Below are 21047 nucleotides of genomic sequence, written 5' to 3' on the forward strand. Positions count from 1 at the left end.
CTATCGGCAATTTGGATCGCAGGAATATAGTGAAGACCGAAACTATCCTGACACTTTTTCGTCCGGCTGACTACTCATCTTCACCATCAATGTGCGCGCGGATCAGCGCCATAAACTCTTTCCCGAAACGCTCCAGTTTTCGCGTTCCCACGCCGTTCACGCTCAGCATCTCGCCGGCGGTTATCGGCGACTGCTCCGCCATTTCGATCAGCGTCGCATCGTTAAATACAACGTACGGCGGGATATTTTCTTCATCGGCAATCGCTTTACGCAGCTTGCGCAGCTTGGCGAACAGCTTGCGGTCGTAATTGCCGCCGAAGGATTTTTGCATCGCCTTCGGCTTCAGCGCCACGATACGCGGAACGGCGAGCTGCAGCGGAACCTCGCCACGCAGCACGGGACGCGCGGCTTCGGTCAGCTGCAGCGCCGAATGCTGGGCGATGTTTTGCGTGACCAGGCCAAGATGAATCAGCTGACGAATCACGCTCACCCAGTGTTCATGGCTCTGTTCGCGACCGATGCCGTATACCGGCAGCTTGTCATGCGCCATTTCGCGGATACGCTGATTATTCGCCCCGCGCAGCACCTCCACCACATAGCCCATGCCAAAGCGCTGATTCACGCGGTAAATAGTCGAGAGCGCCTTACGCGCATCCATTAATCCGTCGTACTGCTTCGGCGGATCGAGGCAGATATCGCAGTTGCCGCATGCTTCCTGGCGCCCTTCGCCAAAATAGTTGAGGAGTACCAGACGGCGGCAGGTTTGCGCTTCGGCAAAAGCGCCCATCGCGTTCAGCTTATGGCGTTCAATATCCTGCAGCGGCCCGGCGGGTTTCTCCTCCAGACAGCGACGCAACCACGCCATATCGGCCGGATCGTAAAACAGCATCGCTTCCGCCGGCAGGCCATCGCGACCGGCGCGACCGGTTTCCTGATAGTAGGATTCAATATTACGGGGAATGTCGAAGTGCACCACGAAGCGGACGTTGGGTTTATTGATCCCCATGCCGAAAGCTACCGTGGCCACCACGATTTGCAGATCGTCGCGCTGAAATTTCTCCTGCACATCCGCACGAACGTCGTTCTCCAGCCCGGCATGGTAGGCGGCCGCGCTGATTCCACGGCTTTGCAGTCGAGCGGCGGTATCTTCCACTTTCGAACGGCTGTTGCAGTAGATAATGCCCGATTTGCCGCGCTGGTCCTGCACGTAGCGCATCAGCTGATCGAGCGGTTTAAACTTCTCCATCAGCATGTAGCGGATGTTCGGGCGGTCGAAGCTGCTGACCTGAATCAGCGGGTCATTCAACCCCAGCAGGCGAACGATATCGCGGCGGGTGGTGTCATCGGCGGTGGCGGTGAGCGCCATAAACGGGATCTGCGGCACGCGCTGGCGCAGCTGGCCCAGGGCAGCATATTCCGGCCGGAAATCATGTCCCCACTGGGAAATACAGTGCGCTTCATCCACCGCCACCATTGCCAGGTTCCAGTGGCTGAGATGCTCAAGGAAGTTATCCAGCATCAAGCGTTCGGGGGCGATATACAGCAGGCGAATCTGCCCACTGCGACAGCCGGCCATGACTTCCTGCTGCTGTTCGCGGCTCTGGGTCGAGTTAAGACAGGCAGCGGCCACGCCGTTCGCCAGCAGCTGGTCGACCTGATCTTTCATCAGCGAGATCAGCGGCGATACCACCACCGTCAGGCCGCCCAGCACCAGCGCGGGCACCTGATAGCACAGCGATTTGCCGCCGCCGGTGGGCATTACGACCAGGCAGTCACGCCCGCCCAGCGCCGTATCGATAATGGTTTCCTGGCCTGGGCGAAACTGCTGGTAGCCGAAGGTTTCCTGTAAAACCTGCTTTGCCAGCAATGTTTGATTCAATACTTCCGCCTGCGCCACGTTGACCCCGTCTGCCTGAAAAGAAAACAGGCGCTATTTTCAGCGCCAGTGAGCCAGAGTGCAACGATTAAAACAGATCGTTGAGCGTCACACCGACGCCAACCCGGGTCTGGTTAAAGTTATAATCAATGAGCGACTCGCCATAACCGCTGTAGACCTGGGTGTAGAAACGCACGTGGCGGGTGATCGGATAGCTGACGCCGAGCTCTGCGCCGCCATAACCGCTGTTCCAGTTATATTGCCCCTGGGCGCTCAGGATAGCGTCACCGAGTTGATAACCAACCTTCAGGCGGTAATAGCCCATATATTTCGTGATATCCGGATTATCGTTGGTGCTCCCGACAACGTACCAGGGCTTCACCTCCACCAGCCAGTTGCCATTTTGCGCCATCAGGCGGGCATACAGGCGGTTCCAGCTGCGGGAAGTGGGATCCGAGCGGCCGTTAGAATCGTGGTTGTAACCCATTTCGACATCACGCAACGTCCAGCCGGCAAGCTGGTAATCCGTCGCAAAACCCAGGAACAGCTGCGGTTCATAGTTGGTTTCACGAAACGGCGCGGACTCTTTGCTGTTGGAGAGCTGCCACCAGGACTTCTGCGTATAGGAAGCCCCGAGCAGCGAGTTCTCGCCGAGGATCCCTCGCCACAGCGGAAACGCCAGACTGAGCTGGAATTTCACTTCGTCCTTGCGGGCATTTTCCGCCCAGTCATAGCTGGAGATCGCTTCCTTGTTGATATCGCTACTCCACGTATAGAGCAGGTAGTTGCTCTCGTAGGGATACAGCAAGAAAGGATTATCATGGTCCTGCAACAGGTTAGCGATAATGCTACCGCGTACCGCAGGGGTATCATGAACAGGATGACTAACCGGCGCATCCTGCGCCAAAACGCCAGCCGGAAGCGCGCTCAGCGCTAACAGCCAGGCCAAAGAGATACGCATTACTGTTCTCCTGAATGAGTGATTATTATTTCTGTTTTACCCGGCATCATTCTACCTGTTTACGGGCTCCCCGCCCGGTTATCCGTTCTGAAAGTGGAAATCACCGTTTTAGAAGCATAAAATCAACATTTCATTAACGAATGGATACAATCGTCATGTCTGAACTCACAGCCGAAGCCGCCCTTAAGCTGGTGGGAGAAATCTTTGTCTACCACATGCCTTTTAATCGCGCCTTAGGACTGAAGCTGGAGCGTTACGAAAAAGAGTTTGCTCAGCTCAGCTTTAAAAACCAGCCTATGATGGTTGGCAACTGGGCGCAAAGTATTCTGCATGGCGGGGTCATCGCCTCCGCGCTGGATGTGGCCGCAGGGCTGGTGTGCGTGGGCAGTACGCTGACCCGGCATGACACCATTAATGAAGAAGAGTTACGCCAGCGGCTGTCGCGGATGGGGACCATCGATCTGCGCGTTGATTATCTGCGCCCTGGGCGCGGCGAGCACTTTACCGCCACCAGCAGCCTGTTGCGCGCCGGGAATAAGGTCGCGGTCGCCCGCGTGGAGTTGCATAACGAAGATCGGGTCTATATCGCCAGCGCCACGGCGACGTATATGGTGGGTTGATCGCGGTAAATAAAGTAACATCGTTGTTTTGGCGTAACGGATTTTACCGATGGATGCAAAACAAACGCGGCTGGGGGTGATGCTGGCTCTTGCCGCCTATTTTATCTGGGGCATCGCACCTGCCTACTTCAAACTTATCTACTATGTTCCCGCCGATGAAATCCTGACGCATCGCGTGATCTGGTCATTCTTTTTTATGCTGGCGTTAATCAGCCTCAGCCACCAGTGGCCGCAGGTGAAAAAACTGCTGCATATGCCGCGCAAGATTTTCCTGCTGGCGCTGTCGGCGGTGCTGATTGGCGGTAACTGGCTGCTCTTCATCTGGGCGGTGAATAACCACCACATGCTGGAGGCCAGTCTCGGCTACTTCATTAACCCGCTGGTGAATATTGTGCTGGGGATGATTTTCCTCGGCGAGCGTTTTCGCCGCATGCAGTGGCTGGCGGTGCTGCTGGCCGTGTGCGGTGTGCTGGTACAGCTGTGGACCTTTGGTTCGCTGCCGGTTATCGGCCTTGGGCTGGCCTTCAGCTTTGCCTTTTACGGGCTGCTGCGTAAAAAGATCGCCGTGGATGCGCAAACCGGAATGTTAGTTGAAACCCTGTGGCTCCTGCCGGTCGCCGCCGTATACCTGTTTGCCATCGCCGACAGCCCAACCAGCCATATGGGAGAGAACCCGTGGTCGCTGAACCTGCTGCTGATGGCGGCGGGCGTTGTCACCACGATTCCTCTGCTGTGCTTTACCGGGGCCGCCACCCGCCTGCGTCTCTCCACGCTGGGATTCTTCCAGTATATTGGTCCGACGCTGATGTTCCTGCTGGCGGTCGTATTTTACGGGGAAGTGCCGGGGGCAGATAAGATGGTGACCTTCGCCTTTATCTGGGTAGCGCTGGCGGTGTTTATCGTCGATGCGCTGTATACCCAGCGCCGGCTGCGTCGGGCATAACGCCACTACCTCCACATCACGCACCTGCCTCTCGTGCGTAGAGGCAGGTGCGTTATTTTACTGCTCGGTGAGCTCCAGTTCGGCAATCAGGGGTAAATGATCGCTGGCGGATGACCAGTTAAAGGCCGGTGAGTTGTGCGGCACCTCGATGTTTTTCACATTCCATTTTTGCCCTTTGAAGGTGAAAATATGGTCAATATCTATTGCCGGGTTAACCGCAGGCCAGGTGCGGTAATCCGTCCCCTGCTTCGCCACGGGGTTAAAGAAATAACCGACCTCTTTTAGCGGCTGCTCATCGTGCGTGGAGTTAAAATCACCCGCGAGAATTTTGATTGATGAGGCGATATCTTTGAAGTCCGATGGGGCATCGCCGATGCTCACGTCCAGAAGATGGCGGACCTGCTCAATGCGCATCGTCGGATCTTTTTGCCAGTCGAGATGGGTCACCATCACCAGCACCGGGCTATCAAAGCCGGGAACGGCGATTTGCGCCAATAGCGCTATTCGCTGCTCGGCATCCCCTGACGGCAGTTTAATAACCTGAGTGTGCTCAATTTTATATTTAGACAGAATACCAACACCGTACTCTCCGCCGTCGAACTCCAGCGCTTTGCCGAAGGCATAGTGGTAGCCGTTAGCGTCCGCGATGGTTTTGAGCTGATCGATTTTTTGGCTTCTGGCGGTTTTATTATCGACTTCCGGAACCGCAATAATATCGGCGCCAATGTTCTTAATCGCTAAATTGAGTGAAGTAAAATCCGCAACGTTATCGGAAGCTTCATTCTTGCCGATGTTATAGGTCGCAATCTTCAGCTGAGGATAATTCTCGGCATAGACTTTATCCGCAACGCCGCCTTTTTGAACCGCGAGAATTTCATTACCTGCAAGTTTTTCAACAGCTTGTGCATTGACAGAGAGGCAGGCAAGAGCCAGAAATGTTAATGTAAAGATACTTTTCATTGTAAAATTTCGCCTTTTTTTTACCGGGAATATTGCGATGGTAACAATTATCCCACCCCCTTTTTGTGATACACGGCCCACACTTCTGGTGCGAAGAGAATTAAGCGGCGGCGATAATAAAAGCATATTTCCGGTGGCCACCGCGATGGCAGCCATAAAGGCAAAAAAAAGCCGGCCCCCCCAGAAGGGAGCCGGCTTTGATATAATTTATTGTTTTAAAGCCAGTTTTTACGCTTGAAGTAGAGATACGGCGCCAGACCGGCAAGCATCATAAAAACAATCGCGCCGGGATAGCCAAAGCTCCAGTGCAGCTCCGGCATAAACTCGAAGTTCATCCCGTAGCTGGAAGCCACCAGCGTAGGCGGCAGGAAGACCACGGAAACCACCGAGAAGATCTTGATGATGCGGTTCTGCTCGATGTTGATAAAGCCCATCGCCGCTTGCATCAGGAAGTTGACCTTCTGGAACAGCGATTCGTTGTGCGGCAGCAGGGATTCGATATCTCGCAGGATTTCGCGCGCCTGCTCCAGCTGCCCCGCAGGTAAACGCGCCTTGCGCACCAGGAAGTTCAGAGCGCGCTGGGTATCCATCAGACACAGACGGACCTTCCAGCCGATATCTTCCTGCTCGGCAAGCGTTGAGAGCGCGTCATCGTACTCATCGCCCTGACGACCTTCCATGATCACGCGGCTGAGTTTTTCCAGGTCGCTATAGATATTTTCGATTTCATCCGCCAGCTGTTCGATTTTGGTTTCGAACAGATCCAGCAGCAGTTCATAGGCGTTGCCATCAACCATTAGCTGGTTGCGAACGCGCATGCGATAGAGGCGAAATGCCGGTAATTCACGTTCGCGCAGGGTAAACAGGCGCCCTTCACGAATCGTAAATGCCACGGTGGAGTTACCGGCGTGATCCTCTGCATCTTCAAAAAAGAAAAAAGAGTGAATGTGTAAACCGTCTTCATCTTCGAAGAAACGCGCCGATGCTTCGATATCTTCCAGTTCCGGGCGCGTTGCCAGGTTCTGACCCAATTCCGTCTGCACGCGGCTTCGTTCTTCGTCGTCGGGCTCGACCAGATCGACCCACACCGAACTGGCGAGATGCTTGATCTCATCAGCTTCCAGGCGTGTTAAACGATTATTTTCCAGTTGAAATGCGCTCAGCATGACCGGGACTCCCAATGCAAAAAAATTATCGGACAGTTCGGTGGGCACACAGAAACAATTTGGGTTTCAGACCATTAAGCCTGACTCAGAGCGACGGGTATGACGGGTCGCTGACAACCGCTAAGGCTATCAGCATAAGAGGATAGCCTTAGGAGTTGTTCCTGACGGACAGGAAGTTGAGCCAGCATCTACTGGGTGTGTCCAAGGCGAATGTCCTCTTAGCGTAATCGTGCGCGCATGTTACGCCAGCACAAAAACGGCGTCAACACGCAACGGAACGCTAAAGAGCAAATCCTGCCCTTTAGCATATAAGGCTAGCAGATTATTACAAAAAAACGATATTTTTCTTACTGTTACACTGTTTCCAGCCGGGCATAGGCCGCCACTAACCATTTAATACCTTGCCCCTGGAAGGCGACCTGCAAACGGCTATGCTCGCCGCTGCCTTCCAGATTCACGATGGTGCCTTCGCCAAACTTCGGATGGCGTACGCGCTGTCCCAGTTTGTAGCCAGTATCGTTTTCCGCCATCGGCGTCCCCATCCGCTGATGGCTGACTGGACGGCTCACCGTCGCGCGCAGGCGTACCTCTTCCACACAGGCCTCCGGCAGCTCGCCGATAAAGCGCGACGGGCGATGGTAAACCTCTTTGCCGTACAGACGGCGGGTTTCCGCATAGGTGAGAGTCAGTTTCTGCATCGCGCGCGTCACGCCGACGTAAGCCAGACGACGCTCCTCTTCCAGTCGGCCACCTTCATCCAGCGCCATCTGGCTCGGGAACATCCCCTCTTCCACGCCGACGATAAACACCTGCGGGAACTCCAGACCTTTCGCCGAGTGCAGCGTCATCAGCTGCACCGCATCCTGCCAGGTATCCGCCTGCCCTTCACCCGCTTCCAGCGCGGCGTGAGAAAGGAAGGCCTGCAGCGGCATTAAATCCTCATCTTCATCGTTGTAGCTGAACTGGCGCGTTGCCGTCACCAGCTCTTCTAAGTTTTCTATCCGCGTCTGGCCTTTTTCGCCCTTTTCCTGCTCGTACATCGTCCGCAGGCCGGAGTCGTTAATCACCCGGTCGGTCTGCACATGCAGCGGCATATCCGCCGTCTCCTGCGCCAGGGCGTCAATCAGCTCCATAAAGCGTTGCAGCGCGCTGGCGGCGCGCCCGGCGAGGACTTTATCTTTTAACAGCTCGCGGCAAGCCTGCCACAGCGTGAGCTGACGGTCGCGCGAGGTCTGGCGCACCACGTCCAGCGTGCGGTCGCCGATACCGCGAGTGGGCGTATTCACCACCCGCTCAAACGCCGCATCGTCGTTACGGTTGGCGATCAGACGCAGATAGGAGAGCGCATCTTTGATCTCCTGGCGTTCGAAGAAGCGCATGCCGCCATAGATACGGTACGGCATGCTGGCCTGCAGCAGCGCCTCTTCCAGCACGCGCGACTGGGCGTTACTGCGGTAGAGAATGGCGCACTGCTCAAGCGCCCCGCCGTTCTCCTGCCAGGTTTTGATGCGGTTGACGACAAAGCGCGCTTCATCAAGATCGTTAAACGCGCAATAGAGGGAGATAGGCTCACCGTCGGCCCCGTCGGTCCACAGCTTTTTGCCCAGACGCCCGCTGTTGTTTTCAATCAGGGCGTTAGCGGCGCTCAGGATATTGCTGGTCGAGCGGTAGTTCTGCTCCAGGCGGATGGTCTGCGCGCCGGGGAAATCGGTGAGAAAGCGCTGAATATTCTCCACCTGGGCGCCGCGCCAGCCGTAGATCGACTGGTCATCATCCCCCACAATCATCACCTTGCCGCTATCGCCCGCCAGCAGGCGAATCCAGGCATACTGGATGTTGTTGGTATCCTGAAACTCATCCACGAGGATGTTGGTGAAGCGTTCGCGATAGTGCTGGAGAATATGCGGTTTATTGAGCCACAGCTCGTGCGCGCGCAGCAGCAGTTCAGCAAAGTCCACCAGACCGGCGCGATCGCAGGCTTCCTGATAGGCCTGATAAACTTTCTGCCAGGTCTGTTCCACCGGGTTGCCGTAGCTCTGAATATGATGCGGGCGCAGCCCTTCATCTTTCTGGCTATTGATGTACCACATCGCCTGACGCGGCGGCCACTGCTTCTCGTCGAGGTTCATCGCCTTAATCAGACGCTTCAGCAGACGCAGCTGGTCTTCGCTATCGAGGATCTGAAAATCTTGCGGCAGGTTAGCGTCCAGATGGTGGGCCCGCAGCAGGCGATGCGCCAGCCCGTGGAATGTCCCGACCCACATGCCGCCCTGGGTTGTCCCCATCAGCTGGCCAATACGATGGCGCATCTCCGCTGCCGCTTTGTTGGTAAAGGTCACCGCCATAATCGAATACGGTGAGCAGTTTTCCACGCTCAGCAGCCAGGCAATACGGTGTACCAGAACCCGCGTCTTACCGCTGCCCGCTCCCGCCAGAACCAGCATATTGGTGCGTGAAGCGGCTACGGCTTCACGCTGTTTATCATTGAGGCTGTCGAGCAGGTAAGAAACGTCCATTGGCACCGCCGGAAATGAGCTGCCCGGCCACGCATCGTCTACCGGGCATACTGTTAATATATACAGAACTAGTGGTGATTATATCAGCGAGGTCAGAGATGCCAACCGTGAAATTTCAATGTGCGGCAGCAGGCGGCTGTCGGTCGCACGCATCAGATCGGCCCCCTGCGGTTTGATCCAGCAGGCCTGCATGCCGCAGCGAATAGCGCCCGCCACATCGGTGGTCAGATCATCCCCCACGTGAAGTATCCGATCCAGCGGCAAATCAAGACGCTCCGCCGCCAGATGATACATATCGGCAAAGGGTTTCGATCGCCCGTCCGGACCAGCACGCAGAACAAAACGGAAATAGTCGCTCAAACCAAAGAGTTCAGGTTGCGCGTTGCCGTTGGTCACCGCCACCAGCGGCCATTTCTCCGCCAGCGCAGCCAGCGTATCGTGAGTTTCCTGCGGCACATCGATCAGACTCCGCCAGTGGGCAAAATTCGCCATTGCCGCATCCGCGCCCGCGGCAGCCTGCCCGGGAGAGAGCCCGGCATTGGTCATCCCCAGCACCAGCGCGCGTCGCCGCCACTCGGTCACGTCGTGGTAAATCTCCGGTTCTGTCTCGAGCAGCGTCTGACGCAGCTGTTGCAGCTCGTTCGCATCAAACCGGCTCAGTGACGGATGGTAGCTGCGCACAAAGGCCAGCGACTCGTGCAGCGTCCGGTCGATGACCGGGCGGTTGTCGTAAAGGGTATCGTCCAGGTCAAACGTCAGTGCAGAAATTTGGCCCAGCGGTCGGTAAAAACGCATTATTTCCCCCGTTTGGCGCGCGGATGCGCCGCATCATACACCGAGGCAAGGTGTTGAAAATCAAGATGGGTATAGATTTGAGTCGTCGAGAGATTGGCATGACCCAGCAGCTCCTGTACGCCGCGCAGATCGCCGCTCGACTCCAGCATATGGGTGGCAAAGGAGTGGCGCAGTTTATGCGGATGCACGTGGCTATTCAGCCCCTGCTTAATGCCCCACTCGGCAAAGCGCTTCTGCACATTACGCGCGGAAATACGTTTCCCGAGTTTAGATAAAAACAGCGCATCGTCATCCGTGCCAAACAGACCGCGTAAATCGAGCCAGTGTTCGATCCACGCCACCGCGCTGCGGCCAATCGGCAGACGGCGTTCTTTGCTTCCTTTGCCCATCACCCACACCTCCCCGGATTCCAGATCGAGGTGTTTAATATCAAGATTGACCAGCTCGGAGAGACGCAGACCCGCGCCGTACATGACCTCCAGCATCGCCCGATCGCGTACCGCCAGCGGATCGTTAAGATCGATATCCAGCAGCCGGTTGACATCATCGACATCAATATTTTTAGGTAAGTGACGGGGAATTTTCGGGGCGGAGATACCTTTCGCCGGGTTCGCCGCCAGCTCGCCCTGCGCCACCAGCCAGTCAAAGAAACTGCGCAACGCGGAAAGTCGCAGCGCAAGACTTGCCGGCCCCAGGCCCTGTTTACGGCTACGGACCGCCAGGCCACGAACCTGAGCGGCATCGCACTGCTGCCAGCTTTTGAGCCCCGCCTGTTCAGCGAGCGCCATCAGCGCATCAAGCTGACGCCGGTAGTTCAGTAGCGTGATCGGGCTCAGCTGACGCTCCACGCCCAGGTAGCGTAGAAAGCGGTCAACGGCGGTGAATAAGGGAGAGTCGGTCATGCGCGTTCAACCCAGCGCTCCAACAGACCCGGCAGCATTAACGCAATTTCCTGCAGCAGCTGCGTTCCCTGGCCTTGTTGATAATGCTGGGCATCGCGACTGCTGAAAAGCATCACGCCAGGGGCGTCATCGCCGCCCAGCAGCGACATCGCCACCGAGCCGATAGCTTTCGCTTCCGGCAGCACCACCAGCAGTTCAGGTCCGTGCAGCGGCCCGAGATAATGACGAGCCTGCCCAAGACGCTGAATGCGGATCGGCTCAAATGCCTGCCGGCTTAGCGCCAGATGGGTGAATTTTGACGGTGCGCCCAGCCGCCAGCTATCGGGAAACAAACGCACCGTCGCGCCCGCCAGCCCTATCTCGCGCGCCCAGCGATGAAAACGGTTCAGCATCTCATCAAGGCTTTCCGCCGCCGCCAGCCGCGTCTGCAGATGCAGCAGACGCTGGAACAGGCTCTCATTCGCCGTTGCCTGCTCCATCAGCAGCATCATGTTCTCTTCCAGCACGTTGATATGGTTACGTGCCCGCACCATGTGCCATTCCACCAGCGAGATCGAGCCGCGTACCGGATGCGGAACGCGCATGTGCTCGACCAGCGCAGCATTACGAATAAAAAATTCAGGATGTTGCAACAGATAGTCCACCACCGCGCGGTCATTCAGCGCGCCGGTGATTTCCTGCTGTTCTTCCCCGACTTGTTTCATAAGTGAATAAATCCGTCGTAGACATGTGCCGCCGGGCCAGTCATAAACAACGGTTGGCCCGGGCCTTTCCAGGCGATATCAAGACGCCCGCCTGGCAATTCCACGCGTACTTCTTCGGCCAGCAGTCCCTGTTGGATACCAACCGCTACCGCCGCACAGGCCCCGCTACCGCAGGCCTGAGTTTCGCCTGCGCCGCGCTCATAAACACGCAGACGAATGCGATCGCGCTCGACCACCTGCATAAAACCGATGTTGGCGCGCTCCGGGAAGCGTTCGTGGCTTTCCATCACCGGACCGAGAGTTTCCACCGCGGCGGTTTCCACATTATCGACCTGAATGACGCAGTGCGGGTTCCCCATCGAGACCACGCCGCACAATACTGTCTGCTCGGCGGCGCGCATAATATAGGTCTTTTCCGCTTTGTTGGCGCGGAAGGGTACCTGAGAGGGTTCGAAGTTCGGCTCCCCCATGTTGACGCGCACCAGATCGTCTTCCGTTACGCTTAATACCATACGACCGTTCGCCGTGCTCACGCGGATGTCACGTTTATTGGTCAGGCCTTTCAGACGGACAAATCGGGCAAAGCAGCGCGCGCCGTTACCGCACTGCGACACTTCGCTGCCGTCGGCGTTGAAGATACGATAATGGAAATCCAGATCCGGATCGTAAGGCGGCTCAACAACCAGCAGCTGATCGAAACCGACGCCCAGATGCCGATCCGCCAGGCGGCGAATCAGCTCCGGTGAGAAAAAAACATTCTGCGTTACCGCGTCAACGACCATAAAGTCGTTGCCAAGGCCATGCATTTTAGAGAACTGCATCATCTACTCCAGTCGCGCGGAACAGAACGTTATCGTTAATAGTTTACCTGGGTCGGGCCGCCGCTATCGCCGCGATCGTTACGATCTGGCGCCGAGCTCTGGATACCGCTATTGACCGGTTTGGTTGGCGGAGCCGCCGTCTTTTCTGCCGGAGGGAAATAAAGCGGTCCCTTCAGACCACAGCCGGTCAGGCTGAAGATCGCCAATAAAACGGCAAGCGTTGGAAAAACGTTTTTCATTGATAGTTGCCCGTGATTCACTCTTTCTGCTTTCTATCATCGCAGGAGAAGACGTAAAAGCAAGCGTTTAGCATCCGACTGCGCGCGCTTTTGTTTCGCGCTATACTGCCGCCATCTTCAAAAAAGCAGGGTAGAACCATGAACGACAGTGAATTCCATCGCCTGGCTGATAGCCTGTGGATGACCATCGAAGAGCGTCTGGACGAGCGGGACGGCGATAGCGATATCGACTGTGAGATCAACGGCGGCGTGCTGACTCTCAGTTTTGAGAACGGCAGCAAAATTATTATCAACCGTCAGGAGCCGCTGCATCAGGTGTGGCTGGCGACCAAGCAAGGCGGCTACCATTTTGATCTTAAAGATGATGAGTGGGTGTGCGACCGCAGCGGTGAAACCTTCTGGGATCTGCTGGAGCAGGCGGCGACCCGGCAGGCTGGCGAAGCCGTGAGTTTTCGCTAAGCCCGCACTTTCATCGTAACCGGAAAAGCAAAACCCCGGCGAAAACACAACGTCGCCGGGGAAATAGTGACTCAGGAATGTCGATCAGGAATAGTGCTGCTGCAGCATGGGCGACGCCACGGCATCCGGGCTCACCGGCGCGGCAGCCGCCCCGATCGCCTGGCTGCGGAACGGAATCACCTGAGGTCGACCGTCAACGTCGACAATCTGATAGAACTGCGGCAGGTTGAAGTTGATAAAACTGGAGCCGTAGGTGAAACGATCGTGGGATGAAGAGTAGAAGCGGCTCACGTCACGCACCAGCTCCTCTTTACTGCCTTCACAGTGATGATAAACCTCGGCGCGGTTGCTCTCGTCGAGAATATAGATATTAAATCCGCTCTCGTTATCCGCCTCTTCAAAGAAGAACTGAATAATCCCTTCGCTGGCAAAGCCGTCCACTACCTGCGGCAGCCTGACGTGGTTAGTTTCCACCTGCACCGACAGCCCGTGCAATTTGTTATGGGAAATCGCGCCATAGAATTCGATGGCGTTTTCCAGTTTCTGAACCGAAACGTTAAGACGCTCGAAGAACAACCCCCAGGTCTGCCCGGAAACGCGTAGCGCTTTAAAGCGGCCGGTATCCTGACGGGTGCTGGAAAGACGCAGCTCAACGCATTCAGACACCAGCTGCTGTACGCGAGTGCGGATCAGACCGCGCAGATGCTGGCTATAGCAGAAAACCTCCACGCTATCCGGCGGCGCGGCGTCCTGGTGCATCTTGCCAAGAATGGTTTTCAGCGCTTCGATCATCGCCTGCTCGCCGTTAAAGTGCAGCGTACGCACCTCGTTCCACGAGTTGCGGTACAGCAGGTCGATGCTGCCAATCAGGCACTTTTGCTCTTCGCCGAAGCTGAAAACATCCAGCTTGCGGAAGTCAAAATGCACCACCTGATTGCGGAAGGCCGCCGTCGGGTCATATTCCAGGTTGACGATAATCGCCAGATGGCGGATTTCGCACGGACTGTACAGCGCTTTCGGCGTCGGAGAAGGCAGGCGCAGCGGGAAGTGATGCGCCACATCGGCCACCATCTCCTGCAGCTTCGCCAGATCGACAATGCCGTTGCCCTTAATAAACAGGCGCGTACGTGACGTCAACAGGCCGTTAAACCAGGCCCAGGCCACCAGCTTATTAAGATAACGGTTATATTCCAGCGGCTGATGGCTGATGATCGATTCCATGTCCGGCGCCCGGTTATAGACATACCAACCGGTGCGGTTGGCGCGGCCCGGCGGCACGTGGATAAAGGTCAGATTCGGCTCAGACAGATCCGGTGAAATTTGCGGGTTTACCAGGGTGACTTTCCCCGGCAGCGCTTCAAAGGCGGCGTACAGCTTACGCGTCAGCACGCCAATATCCTGCGGGCTGGCGGAAACGCTCAGGTTATTGCGGCGCGCAAAACGAATCAGGTTGCGATAGCTCTGCATCATCGCATCAAGCAGTTCGTTGTGCGCTTTACGGACTTCGTCGATCTTCCAGTTGGCCCGGTTGTCGAGCATCATCAGACGCTTTTCATCCCAGCCCCACTCTTTCACCAGGTGACTGACGACTTCGCGACGCCAGCCGACGCAGGCGCGCTCGCGGCTGAGTTTTTCACACACCTTCAGATAGAAACAGCGGCGCACCAGATCGAGACGCGTGTCGTCTTCAATGGCCTGCAGATAGGCGGTCACGCGCTCCAGCATCATGCAGTAGGGATCGAGCCCAAACGAGACGATTTCTCCGTCATGCAGACGCTGTTTAATGTCTTTCGCCAGCAGGCGGTTGTTCGGGTACTCCCAGGAGTAGGCTTCCAGCAGCAGCGTTTTCAGCACCGCTTTATACGGTGAATCGATACTTTTATAGAGCTGCCACAGGCTGGCGCCGAAATATTCTTCCGCCGACAGCGAGCTCAGGCCGCCCAGATCGAGCCACTCATTGGGCGTCAGTACGCCTTGCGCGTAGAGTCCCATCACGTAATCGTCGTAATGATCCTCTTCGTCGCACGGCACCATATTCCACAGAATACGTTTCCCGGCGAGGCGCACGGCGGTGCGGTAGAACTCATCCAGCAGCAGGATATGCTGCGTCGACCCGCAGTCTTCGCCGCCAAGGCTGCCGCTTTCGTTATGGCGGAAGCGGTTTTCGTCAATCAGGAAGAAGCTGACTTCAACCCCCAGTGATGCCGCCCAGCTTTCCAGCAGGCTACATTTGCGCTGCAGCAGCTGACGCTCTTCGGTATCAAGCCATGCCTGATGACAAACCCAGATATCCAGGTCGGAAGAGCAGCTTTGGCCTACGGAGGAGGTACTGCCCATCGAGTAGACGCCGGTAATCGGCAGTTCGCCTTTCGGCGGCTCCTGCGCCAGCATGCCGCGGTGCAGTTCTAACTCGTCAAGGTAGTGGCGTTGGGTTTCATCAGGCGTGTAGAGGCAAATGCCGCGGGGAACGTTACCGTCAAGGTAACCCGGCATCAACGGGTGATGATAATGTAGTAATGTCGGCAGTAGACTGTAAACCTGCTGGAAAGCGGGTCCCATGGCAGCAAGCGCGCGATCCACGCGCAGTTGGTTGATGGCATCCAGTCTCTGTTTCAGTGTCTCAATATAGAGGTACAAGACATATCGCCTGATGTTCAAAAACCCGTCGTACAATAGTACGGAGGATTTCAGTATTTCAACAAAAACCGTCACCATTTGTCGTCGGTGTGGTTGTGATGAGCTGCTGACGGACAAATGGTTTAAAACGTGATCAATCTAACACCTTGCTCATTGACCGTAAAGAAAGATGCGCTACATACAAGTGTAGCACCGTTTACTGCGTGTAAATTCCTCACTACGGTTGTGGCAACCGCAATGGCACCAAACGCAAATAACGCAAAAAAAGAAAGAGCCGCCCCCCTAATCCCACAAAACTAACATCCATAAGGCAACAATGTTAGGATAGTTTGTGGTCGACAATGACGGTAACAAGCATGTTAGACAAAGTTTTGAGAATTGCCACACGGCAAAGCCCACTTGCGCTATGGCAGGCGCATTATGTGAAAGAGCGCCTTGAGTCCTGCCATCCTGGGCTGGCGGTGGAACTGGTGCCGATGGTCACTCGCGGCGACGTGCTCCTTGATACTCCGCTGGCAAAAGTGGGCGGCAAGGGCTTGTTTGTCAAAGAATTAGAACTGGCCATTATGGAAGGGCGCGCGGATATCGCCGTGCATTCCATGAAAGATGTTCCCGTCGAGTTTCCCGAGGGACTGGGGCTGGTCACGATTTGCGAGCGCGAAGATCCGCGCGACGCCTTCGTCTCTAATCACTATGCATCAATCGATGCGCTGCCGCACGGCAGCATCGTTGGCACTTCAAGTTTACGTCGCCAGTGCCAGCTGGCAGCTCAACGTCCCGATCTGGAGATCCGCTCTCTGCGCGGTAACGTCGGGACCCGCCTCGGCAAGCTCGATAGCGGCGAATATGATGCGATTATCCTTGCGGCGGCCGGGCTGAAACGCCTGGGGCTGGAGTCGCGCATTCGTCAACCGTTAACGCCTGAGCAGTCGCTGCCCGCGGTCGGCCAGGGCGCGGTCGGTATTGAATGTCGTCTTGACGATCAATGGACGCAAACGCTGTTAGCACCGCTGAATCATGCGGAAACCGCCATTCGCGTCCGCGCGGAACGCGCGATGAATACCCGGCTGGAAGGCGGCTGTCAGGTTCCGATCGGCAGCTACGCTGAGCTGATTAACGGTGAGCTGTGGCTGCGCGCCCTGGTCGGTGCGCCGGACGGTTCGCAGGTGGTGCGCGGTGAACGACGCGGCCAGCCGGAAGATGCCGAGCGCCTCGGCGTCTCGCTGGCGGAAGAGCTGCTGGATAGTGGCGCCCGCGACATTCTCGCCGCCGTGTATGCAGGAGAAGCGCCTCGATGAGTATTCTGGTCACCCGTCCGTTGCCCCAAAGTGAAGAGCTGGTCAGCCGCCTGCGCGCGCTGGGACATGTGGCCTGGAGTTTTCCACTCATTGAGTTTACGCCCGGGCGCGAACTGCCTGCGCTAAGCGGCCAGCTGGCCGCCTTATCCACAGGCGATCTTTTGTTTGCGCTCTCGCAGCATGCGGTAGAGTTTGCCCATGCTCGCTTGCATCAACTGGGCCAACGCTGGCCGAAAGCACCCGGCTATTTTGCGATTGGCCGCACTACGGCGCTGGCCCTGCATACGGTCAGTGGGCAGAATATTCGCTACCCATTAGATCGGGAAATTAGCGAAGTCTTGCTACAATTACCTGAATTACAAAACATTGCCGGGAAGAAAGCCCTTCTTCTTCGCGGTAACGGCGGGCGGGAATTATTAGGCGAAACGCTCCGCGAGCGCGGCGCCGACGTCACTTTTTGTGAATGCTATCAACGTAGTGCAAAGCATTACGATGGCGCAGAAGAAGCAATGCGCTGGCAGTCCCGCGGCATCACTACGCTGGTCGTCACCAGCGGCGAGATGCTGCAACAGCTTTGGGCGCTGATACCCCAATGGTATCGCGAACGGTGGCTCCTTCGCTGTCGCATTTTAGTTGTCAGTGAACGCCTGGCCCGGCAGGCCCGTGAATTGGGCTGGCAGGATATCCAGGTTGCCGATAGCGCCGACAACGATGCGCTGCTACGCGCATTACAATAACTCTCAACATTGGAAGCCATAATGACGGAACAACAAAACCAATCCGCCGTGGTTGAAGAGACCAGGGAGGCCGTGGACAAGGCGCCACAGCCAGAGAATACCGGAAAGAAAAACGGCGGCAATAAAACCAGCCTCGTTCTGAGCGCGGTTGCTATCGCCATTGCCCTCGCCGCTGGCGTCGGCCTGTTTGGTTTAAATAAACAGCAAGTATCACGACAGAACGAGACCAGCACGGCGCTCGCCGATCGGGTGGCGGAACTGCAAAAAGCGCAAGAAAGCCAAAAAAATGAACTCGAAGGGATTATCAAGCAGCAGGCGGACCAGCTAGCCGATGCGAAGCATCAGCAGGAGACGCTGGCGAAGCAGCTGGAAGACGTGCAGCAAAAAGTGGCCGTCATTTCCGGCAGCGATGCCAAAACCTGGCTGCTGGCGCAGGCTGATTTTCTGGTCAAATCGGCCGGGCGTAAGCTGTGGAGCGATCGGGACGTCACCACCGCCGCTGCGCTGTTAAAAAGCGCCGATGCCAGCCTCGCCGATATGAACGATCCCAGTCTGATTAGCGCCCGCCGCGCCATTACCGACGATATCGCGTCGCTGTCGGCCGTCAGCCAGGTCGACTACGACGGTATCATTCTCAAGGTCAACCAGCTTGCTAACCAGATTGATAACCTGCGCCTTGCCGACAATAACGATGACGACTCCCCAATGGACTCCGACAGCGAAGAGCTCTCCAGCTCCATTGGCGAATGGCGCGTGAATCTGCAAAAGAGCTGGCAGAGCTTTATGGACAGCTTTATTACCATTCGACGCCGCGACGAAACGGCAGTCCCGCTGCTGGCGCCAAACCAGGATATCTACCTGCGCGAAAATATTCGCTCCCGTCTGCTGGTTGCGGCACAAGCGGTACCGCGCCATCAGGAAGAGACATACAAACAAGCGCTGGATAATGTTTCCACCTGGGTTCGCGCGTATTACGACACGGAAGATGCCACGACCAGGGCATTCCTGGAAGATGTCGATAAGCTGAGTCAGCAAAGCATCACGATGAATGTGCCGGAAAATCTGCAAAGCCAGGCCATTCTCGAGAAGCTGATGCAAACGCGGGTACGCAACCTGATGGCGCAGCCTGCCGTGACTCAGAGCAGTGCCCCGGCGCCGACGCCCCCTGTACCTGCACCCGCACCTGCACCTGCGCCACAAGGAGAGTAACGCATGCTGAAAATTCTCTTACTCTTCGCACTGCTGATCGCCGGGATCGTTGTCGGCCCGATTATCTCCGGGCACCAGGGCTACGTTCTGATCCAGACCGATAACTACAATATCGAAACCAGCGTAACCGGACTGGCGATCATCATGATCCTCACCATGGTGGTACTGTTTGCGATTGAGTGGCTGTTCCGCCGTATTTTCCGTACCGGCGCCCATACCCGCGGCTGGTTCGTAGGTCGCAAACGCCGTCGCGCACGTAAGCAAACCGAACAGGCATTGCTGAAGCTGGCGGAAGGCGACTATCAGCAGGTTGAGAAGCTGATGGCGAAGAATGCCGATCATGCCGAACAACCGGTGGTGAACTATCTGCTGGCGGCGGAAGCGGCCCAGCAGCGTGGTGATGAAGCCCGGGCGAATCAGCATCTGGAGCGCGCCACGGAGCTGGCCGGAGACGATCTGATTCCGGTCGAGATTGCGCGCGTGCGCCTGCAGCTGGCCCGCAATGAAAACCATGCGGCCCGCCACGGCATTGATAAGCTGCTGGAGATTGCCCCACGGCATCCGGAAGTCTTGCGCCTGGCCGAGCAGGCCTATACCCGCACCGGCGCGTGGAATTCACTGCTGGATATCCTGCCGTCAATGGCAAAAGCCAACGTCAGCGATGAAGAGCACCGCGCCGCGCTGGAGCAGCAGGCCTGGATTGGCTTGATGGACCAGACCCTGGCCGATCGCGGAAGCGATGGGTTACGTGAGTGGTGGAAAAACCAGAACCGCAAAACTCGCGGCCAGGTGTCCCTGCAGGTGGCGATGGCCAGTCTGCTCATCGAGAGCGACGATCACGATACCGCGCAGCAGATTATTATCGACGGACTGAAGAAGCAGTATGATGACCGCCTGGTGATGCTTATTCCGCGTCTGAAGACGAATAATCCGGAGCAGCTGGAAAAAGTGCTGCGTCAGCAGATTAAATCGGTCGGCGATCGGCCTTTACTGTGGAGCACGCTGGGGCAATCCCTGATGCGCCACGGCGAGTGGCAGGAAGCCAGCATCGCGTTCCGTGCTGCGCTGAAGCAGCGTCCGGATGCCTTTGATTATGCATGGCTGGCCGATACGCTCGACCGTATGCATCAGCCAGAAGAAGCGGCATTAATGCGCCGTGATGGCCTGCTGTTAACGCTACAGAACAATCCTCAGCCTTAACCTGCCCTTTCGCTATCGTCTCTTCCAGAGGCGATAGCGCGCTTCTCTTCGCTCTCTTCTGCTCATCCCGTCGCGGGCATAAAAAAACGCCTGCACTGAAATCAGGGCAGGCGTTAAAACAGGTCTGTTTGACAACAAATTGGGTGCTTCACTCAACGTTATGTCCATGGTGTTTGATGAGACGATACGCTGTATCTCTCAGGCTGCGTCGAAGCAGCGTGAAGAACGTGCGTATAAACGCGACATCTGTCAGTGGACGATAAGCACCGTAAACGGCTCTGCATCATTCCTGAGTTTATGAGGCCCGAGGGCGAACATAAGAGATGGAATGAGCATCTACCCGTTTATTATCGCACAGGTTCCGTGGAAATTGCATTAGCCACAACGGTAAATTGGGAGGATTCCGGCCAAGAAATTACGCGTTCGCATAGCGCACGGATAGCCGCTTTTTGTTCGGGAGATCAGGGAGATATAAGATTGTTGCGGTACGACAGAAAACAAAAAACCCCGCCGAAGCGGGGTTCAAAATTGGTCGGCGAGAGAGGATTCGAACCTCCGACCCACTGGTCCCAAACCAGTTGCGCTACCAAGCTGCGCTACTCGCCGATGTACTGCTTTTTGAATTTTTAGTTCAATTCGTTAAAGTCGTGGTGCGAGGGGGGGGACTTGAACCCCCACGTCCGTAAGAACACTAACACCTGAAGCTAGCGCGTCTACCAATTCCGCCACCTTCGCATTTCACAACTCTATCAAATAATGGGGTGGCTAATGGGATTCGAACCCACGACAACTGGAATCACAATCCAGGGCTCTACCAACTGAGCTATAGCCACCACTGCAAATCTTTTCACGCGGCACTGTTAAATTAACAGTCCACCGCAGCTCAAGCACCGGGTTAAATGGTGCGCCCGACAGGATTCGAACCTGAGACCTCTGCCTCCGGAGGGCAGCGCTCTATCCAGCTGAGCTACGGGCGCTTAGCGCCGTTGCGGGGTCGGATAATA

19 protein-coding genes and 4 tRNA genes are annotated in these 21047 nt (G+C 56.4%); 7 read left to right on the plus strand and 16 right to left on the minus strand.

From position 1 onward, the window contains the following. Positions 1-70 precede the first annotated feature (70 nt). Both recQ and pldA read right to left on the minus strand, forming a co-directional pair. Positions 71-1897: an ATP-dependent DNA helicase RecQ gene (gene recQ, locus OQV00_RS25320; protein ID WP_004869624.1), complete on the minus strand. Its 1827-nt coding sequence runs from the start codon at positions 1895-1897 to the stop codon at positions 71-73. Positions 1898-1964: 67 nt separating this feature from the next. Continuing rightward, positions 1965-2837: a phospholipase A gene (gene pldA, locus OQV00_RS25325; RefSeq protein WP_004869621.1), complete on the minus strand. Its 873-nt coding sequence runs from the start codon at positions 2835-2837 to the stop codon at positions 1965-1967. A gap of 155 nt (positions 2838-2992) precedes the next feature. Between pldA and yigI the strand changes: the two genes are divergently transcribed. Then, positions 2993-3457, plus strand: coding sequence for an acyl-CoA thioesterase YigI (gene yigI, locus OQV00_RS25330; RefSeq protein ID WP_004869617.1), 465 nt, complete (start codon positions 2993-2995; stop codon positions 3455-3457). 49 nt (positions 3458-3506) lie between these two features. Continuing rightward, the gene (rarD, locus tag OQV00_RS25335; protein ID WP_004869614.1) at positions 3507-4400 is read left to right on the plus strand and encodes an EamA family transporter RarD; all 894 of its coding nucleotides are present in this window, start codon (positions 3507-3509) and stop codon (positions 4398-4400) included. A 57-nt stretch (positions 4401-4457) separates the two neighbouring features. On the opposite strand, the gene OQV00_RS25340 is transcribed toward rarD, so the two are convergent. The 9 genes from OQV00_RS25340 to lptM form a co-directional block, all read right to left on the minus strand. Then, entirely contained in the window at positions 4458-5360 is a 903-nt protein-coding gene (locus tag OQV00_RS25340; protein WP_004869612.1) for an endonuclease/exonuclease/phosphatase family protein, read from the minus strand. Positions 5361-5575: 215 nt separating this feature from the next. Beyond that, the gene (gene corA / locus OQV00_RS25345; protein ID WP_004869610.1) at positions 5576-6526 is read right to left on the minus strand and encodes a magnesium/cobalt transporter CorA; all 951 of its coding nucleotides are present in this window, start codon (positions 6524-6526) and stop codon (positions 5576-5578) included. Between the two features lie 148 nt (positions 6527-6674). Beyond that, positions 6675-6731 (minus strand): YsgD/CorL family protein, encoded by a 57-nt coding sequence (gene ysgD / locus OQV00_RS27200; protein ID WP_350028775.1) that lies wholly within the window; start codon positions 6729-6731, stop codon positions 6675-6677. Between the two features lie 148 nt (positions 6732-6879). Further along, complete coding sequence (uvrD, locus tag OQV00_RS25350; protein ID WP_004869607.1) at positions 6880-9042, minus strand: DNA helicase II; 2163 nt, start codon at positions 9040-9042, stop codon at positions 6880-6882. A gap of 78 nt (positions 9043-9120) precedes the next feature. Next, positions 9121-9837: a 5-amino-6-(5-phospho-D-ribitylamino)uracil phosphatase YigB gene (yigB, locus tag OQV00_RS25355; protein WP_004869603.1), complete on the minus strand. Its 717-nt coding sequence runs from the start codon at positions 9835-9837 to the stop codon at positions 9121-9123. Next, positions 9837-10739 (minus strand): tyrosine recombinase XerC, encoded by a 903-nt coding sequence (gene xerC / locus OQV00_RS25360; protein ID WP_004869598.1) that lies wholly within the window; start codon positions 10737-10739, stop codon positions 9837-9839. Before xerC ends, yigB begins: the two co-directional genes overlap by 1 nt. Then, on the minus strand, positions 10736-11443 hold the full coding sequence (locus OQV00_RS25365) for a DUF484 domain-containing protein (protein WP_004869595.1): 708 nt from the start codon (positions 11441-11443) through the stop codon (positions 10736-10738). The genes xerC and OQV00_RS25365 overlap by 4 nt, the downstream gene beginning before the upstream one ends. Next, a complete protein-coding gene (gene dapF, locus OQV00_RS25370) occupies positions 11440-12264 on the minus strand; it encodes a diaminopimelate epimerase (RefSeq protein WP_004869591.1) in 825 nt (274 codons plus the stop codon). The genes OQV00_RS25365 and dapF overlap by 4 nt, the downstream gene beginning before the upstream one ends. Positions 12265-12299: 35 nt before the next feature. Beyond that, positions 12300-12503, minus strand: coding sequence for an LPS translocon maturation chaperone LptM (gene lptM / locus OQV00_RS25375; protein ID WP_015585402.1), 204 nt, complete (start codon positions 12501-12503; stop codon positions 12300-12302). A 138-nt stretch (positions 12504-12641) separates the two neighbouring features. Between lptM and cyaY the strand changes: the two genes are divergently transcribed. Further along, positions 12642-12962 (plus strand): iron donor protein CyaY, encoded by a 321-nt coding sequence (gene cyaY / locus OQV00_RS25380; protein WP_044348999.1) that lies wholly within the window; start codon positions 12642-12644, stop codon positions 12960-12962. Between the two features lie 84 nt (positions 12963-13046). Here cyaY and cyaA read toward each other — a convergent pair whose 3' ends face one another. Further along, complete coding sequence (gene cyaA, locus OQV00_RS25385; protein ID WP_266279604.1) at positions 13047-15599, minus strand: class I adenylate cyclase; 2553 nt, start codon at positions 15597-15599, stop codon at positions 13047-13049. Between the two features lie 356 nt (positions 15600-15955). Between cyaA and hemC the strand changes: the two genes are divergently transcribed. Genes hemC through hemY form a run of 4 tightly spaced genes read left to right on the plus strand, consistent with a single transcriptional unit; the run spans position 15956 to position 20043 of the window. After that, positions 15956-16897 (plus strand): hydroxymethylbilane synthase, encoded by a 942-nt coding sequence (hemC, locus tag OQV00_RS25390; RefSeq protein WP_032724311.1) that lies wholly within the window; start codon positions 15956-15958, stop codon positions 16895-16897. Beyond that, positions 16894-17634, plus strand: a complete 741-nt coding sequence (hemD, locus tag OQV00_RS25395; protein ID WP_088911967.1) for a uroporphyrinogen-III synthase — start codon at positions 16894-16896, stop codon at positions 17632-17634. The genes hemC and hemD overlap by 4 nt, the downstream gene beginning before the upstream one ends. A gap of 21 nt (positions 17635-17655) precedes the next feature. Beyond that, positions 17656-18843 carry a uroporphyrinogen-III C-methyltransferase gene (hemX, locus tag OQV00_RS25400; protein ID WP_032718476.1) on the plus strand — a complete coding sequence of 396 codons (1188 nt, stop codon included), beginning with the start codon at positions 17656-17658 and terminating at the stop codon, positions 18841-18843. 3 nt (positions 18844-18846) lie between these two features. Then, positions 18847-20043 carry a protoheme IX biogenesis protein HemY gene (hemY, locus tag OQV00_RS25405; RefSeq protein ID WP_266279607.1) on the plus strand — a complete coding sequence of 399 codons (1197 nt, stop codon included), beginning with the start codon at positions 18847-18849 and terminating at the stop codon, positions 20041-20043. Positions 20044-20572: 529 nt separating this feature from the next. Here hemY and OQV00_RS25410 read toward each other — a convergent pair. From OQV00_RS25410 to OQV00_RS25425, 4 genes are all read right to left on the minus strand, one after another. Continuing rightward, positions 20573-20649, minus strand: a tRNA-Pro gene (locus OQV00_RS25410). Positions 20650-20691: 42 nt separating this feature from the next. Further along, positions 20692-20778 (minus strand) — tRNA-Leu (locus tag OQV00_RS25415). A gap of 22 nt (positions 20779-20800) precedes the next feature. Continuing rightward, positions 20801-20876: transfer RNA gene (locus OQV00_RS25420), tRNA-His, on the minus strand. A 67-nt stretch (positions 20877-20943) separates the two neighbouring features. After that, a tRNA-Arg gene (locus tag OQV00_RS25425) sits at positions 20944-21020 on the minus strand. Positions 21021-21047 lie beyond the last annotated feature (27 nt).

The organism is Klebsiella sp. DY2415 (genome assembly GCF_026314315.1).
Classification (GTDB): Bacteria; Pseudomonadota; Gammaproteobacteria; order Enterobacterales; family Enterobacteriaceae; genus Klebsiella; species Klebsiella ornithinolytica.

What these genes read in the sequence shown, in the direction of transcription:
- pldA (WP_004869621.1), bottom strand. Translation starts at nt 2,837, where the DNA reads ATGCGTATCTCTTTGGCCTGGCTGTTAGCGCTGAGCGCGCTTCCGGCT.
- yigI (WP_004869617.1), top strand. Translation starts at nt 2,993, where the DNA reads ATGTCTGAACTCACAGCCGAAGCCGCCCTTAAGCTGGTGGGAGAAATC.
- rarD (WP_004869614.1), top strand. Translation starts at nt 3,507, where the DNA reads ATGGATGCAAAACAAACGCGGCTGGGGGTGATGCTGGCTCTTGCCGCC.
- OQV00_RS25340 (WP_004869612.1), bottom strand. Translation starts at nt 5,360, where the DNA reads ATGAAAAGTATCTTTACATTAACATTTCTGGCTCTTGCCTGCCTCTCT.
- corA (WP_004869610.1), bottom strand. Translation starts at nt 6,526, where the DNA reads ATGCTGAGCGCATTTCAACTGGAAAATAATCGTTTAACACGCCTGGAA.
- uvrD (WP_004869607.1), bottom strand. Translation starts at nt 9,042, where the DNA reads ATGGACGTTTCTTACCTGCTCGACAGCCTCAATGATAAACAGCGTGAA.
- yigB (WP_004869603.1), bottom strand. Translation starts at nt 9,837, where the DNA reads ATGCGTTTTTACCGACCGCTGGGCCAAATTTCTGCACTGACGTTTGAC.
- xerC (WP_004869598.1), bottom strand. Translation starts at nt 10,739, where the DNA reads ATGACCGACTCTCCCTTATTCACCGCCGTTGACCGCTTTCTACGCTAC.
- OQV00_RS25365 (WP_004869595.1), bottom strand. Translation starts at nt 11,443, where the DNA reads ATGAAACAAGTCGGGGAAGAACAGCAGGAAATCACCGGCGCGCTGAAT.
- dapF (WP_004869591.1), bottom strand. Translation starts at nt 12,264, where the DNA reads ATGCAGTTCTCTAAAATGCATGGCCTTGGCAACGACTTTATGGTCGTT.
- lptM (WP_015585402.1), bottom strand. Translation starts at nt 12,503, where the DNA reads ATGAAAAACGTTTTTCCAACGCTTGCCGTTTTATTGGCGATCTTCAGC.
- cyaY (WP_044348999.1), top strand. Translation starts at nt 12,642, where the DNA reads ATGAACGACAGTGAATTCCATCGCCTGGCTGATAGCCTGTGGATGACC.
- hemC (WP_032724311.1), top strand. Translation starts at nt 15,956, where the DNA reads ATGTTAGACAAAGTTTTGAGAATTGCCACACGGCAAAGCCCACTTGCG.
- hemD (WP_088911967.1), top strand. Translation starts at nt 16,894, where the DNA reads ATGAGTATTCTGGTCACCCGTCCGTTGCCCCAAAGTGAAGAGCTGGTC.
- hemX (WP_032718476.1), top strand. Translation starts at nt 17,656, where the DNA reads ATGACGGAACAACAAAACCAATCCGCCGTGGTTGAAGAGACCAGGGAG.
- hemY (WP_266279607.1), top strand. Translation starts at nt 18,847, where the DNA reads ATGCTGAAAATTCTCTTACTCTTCGCACTGCTGATCGCCGGGATCGTT.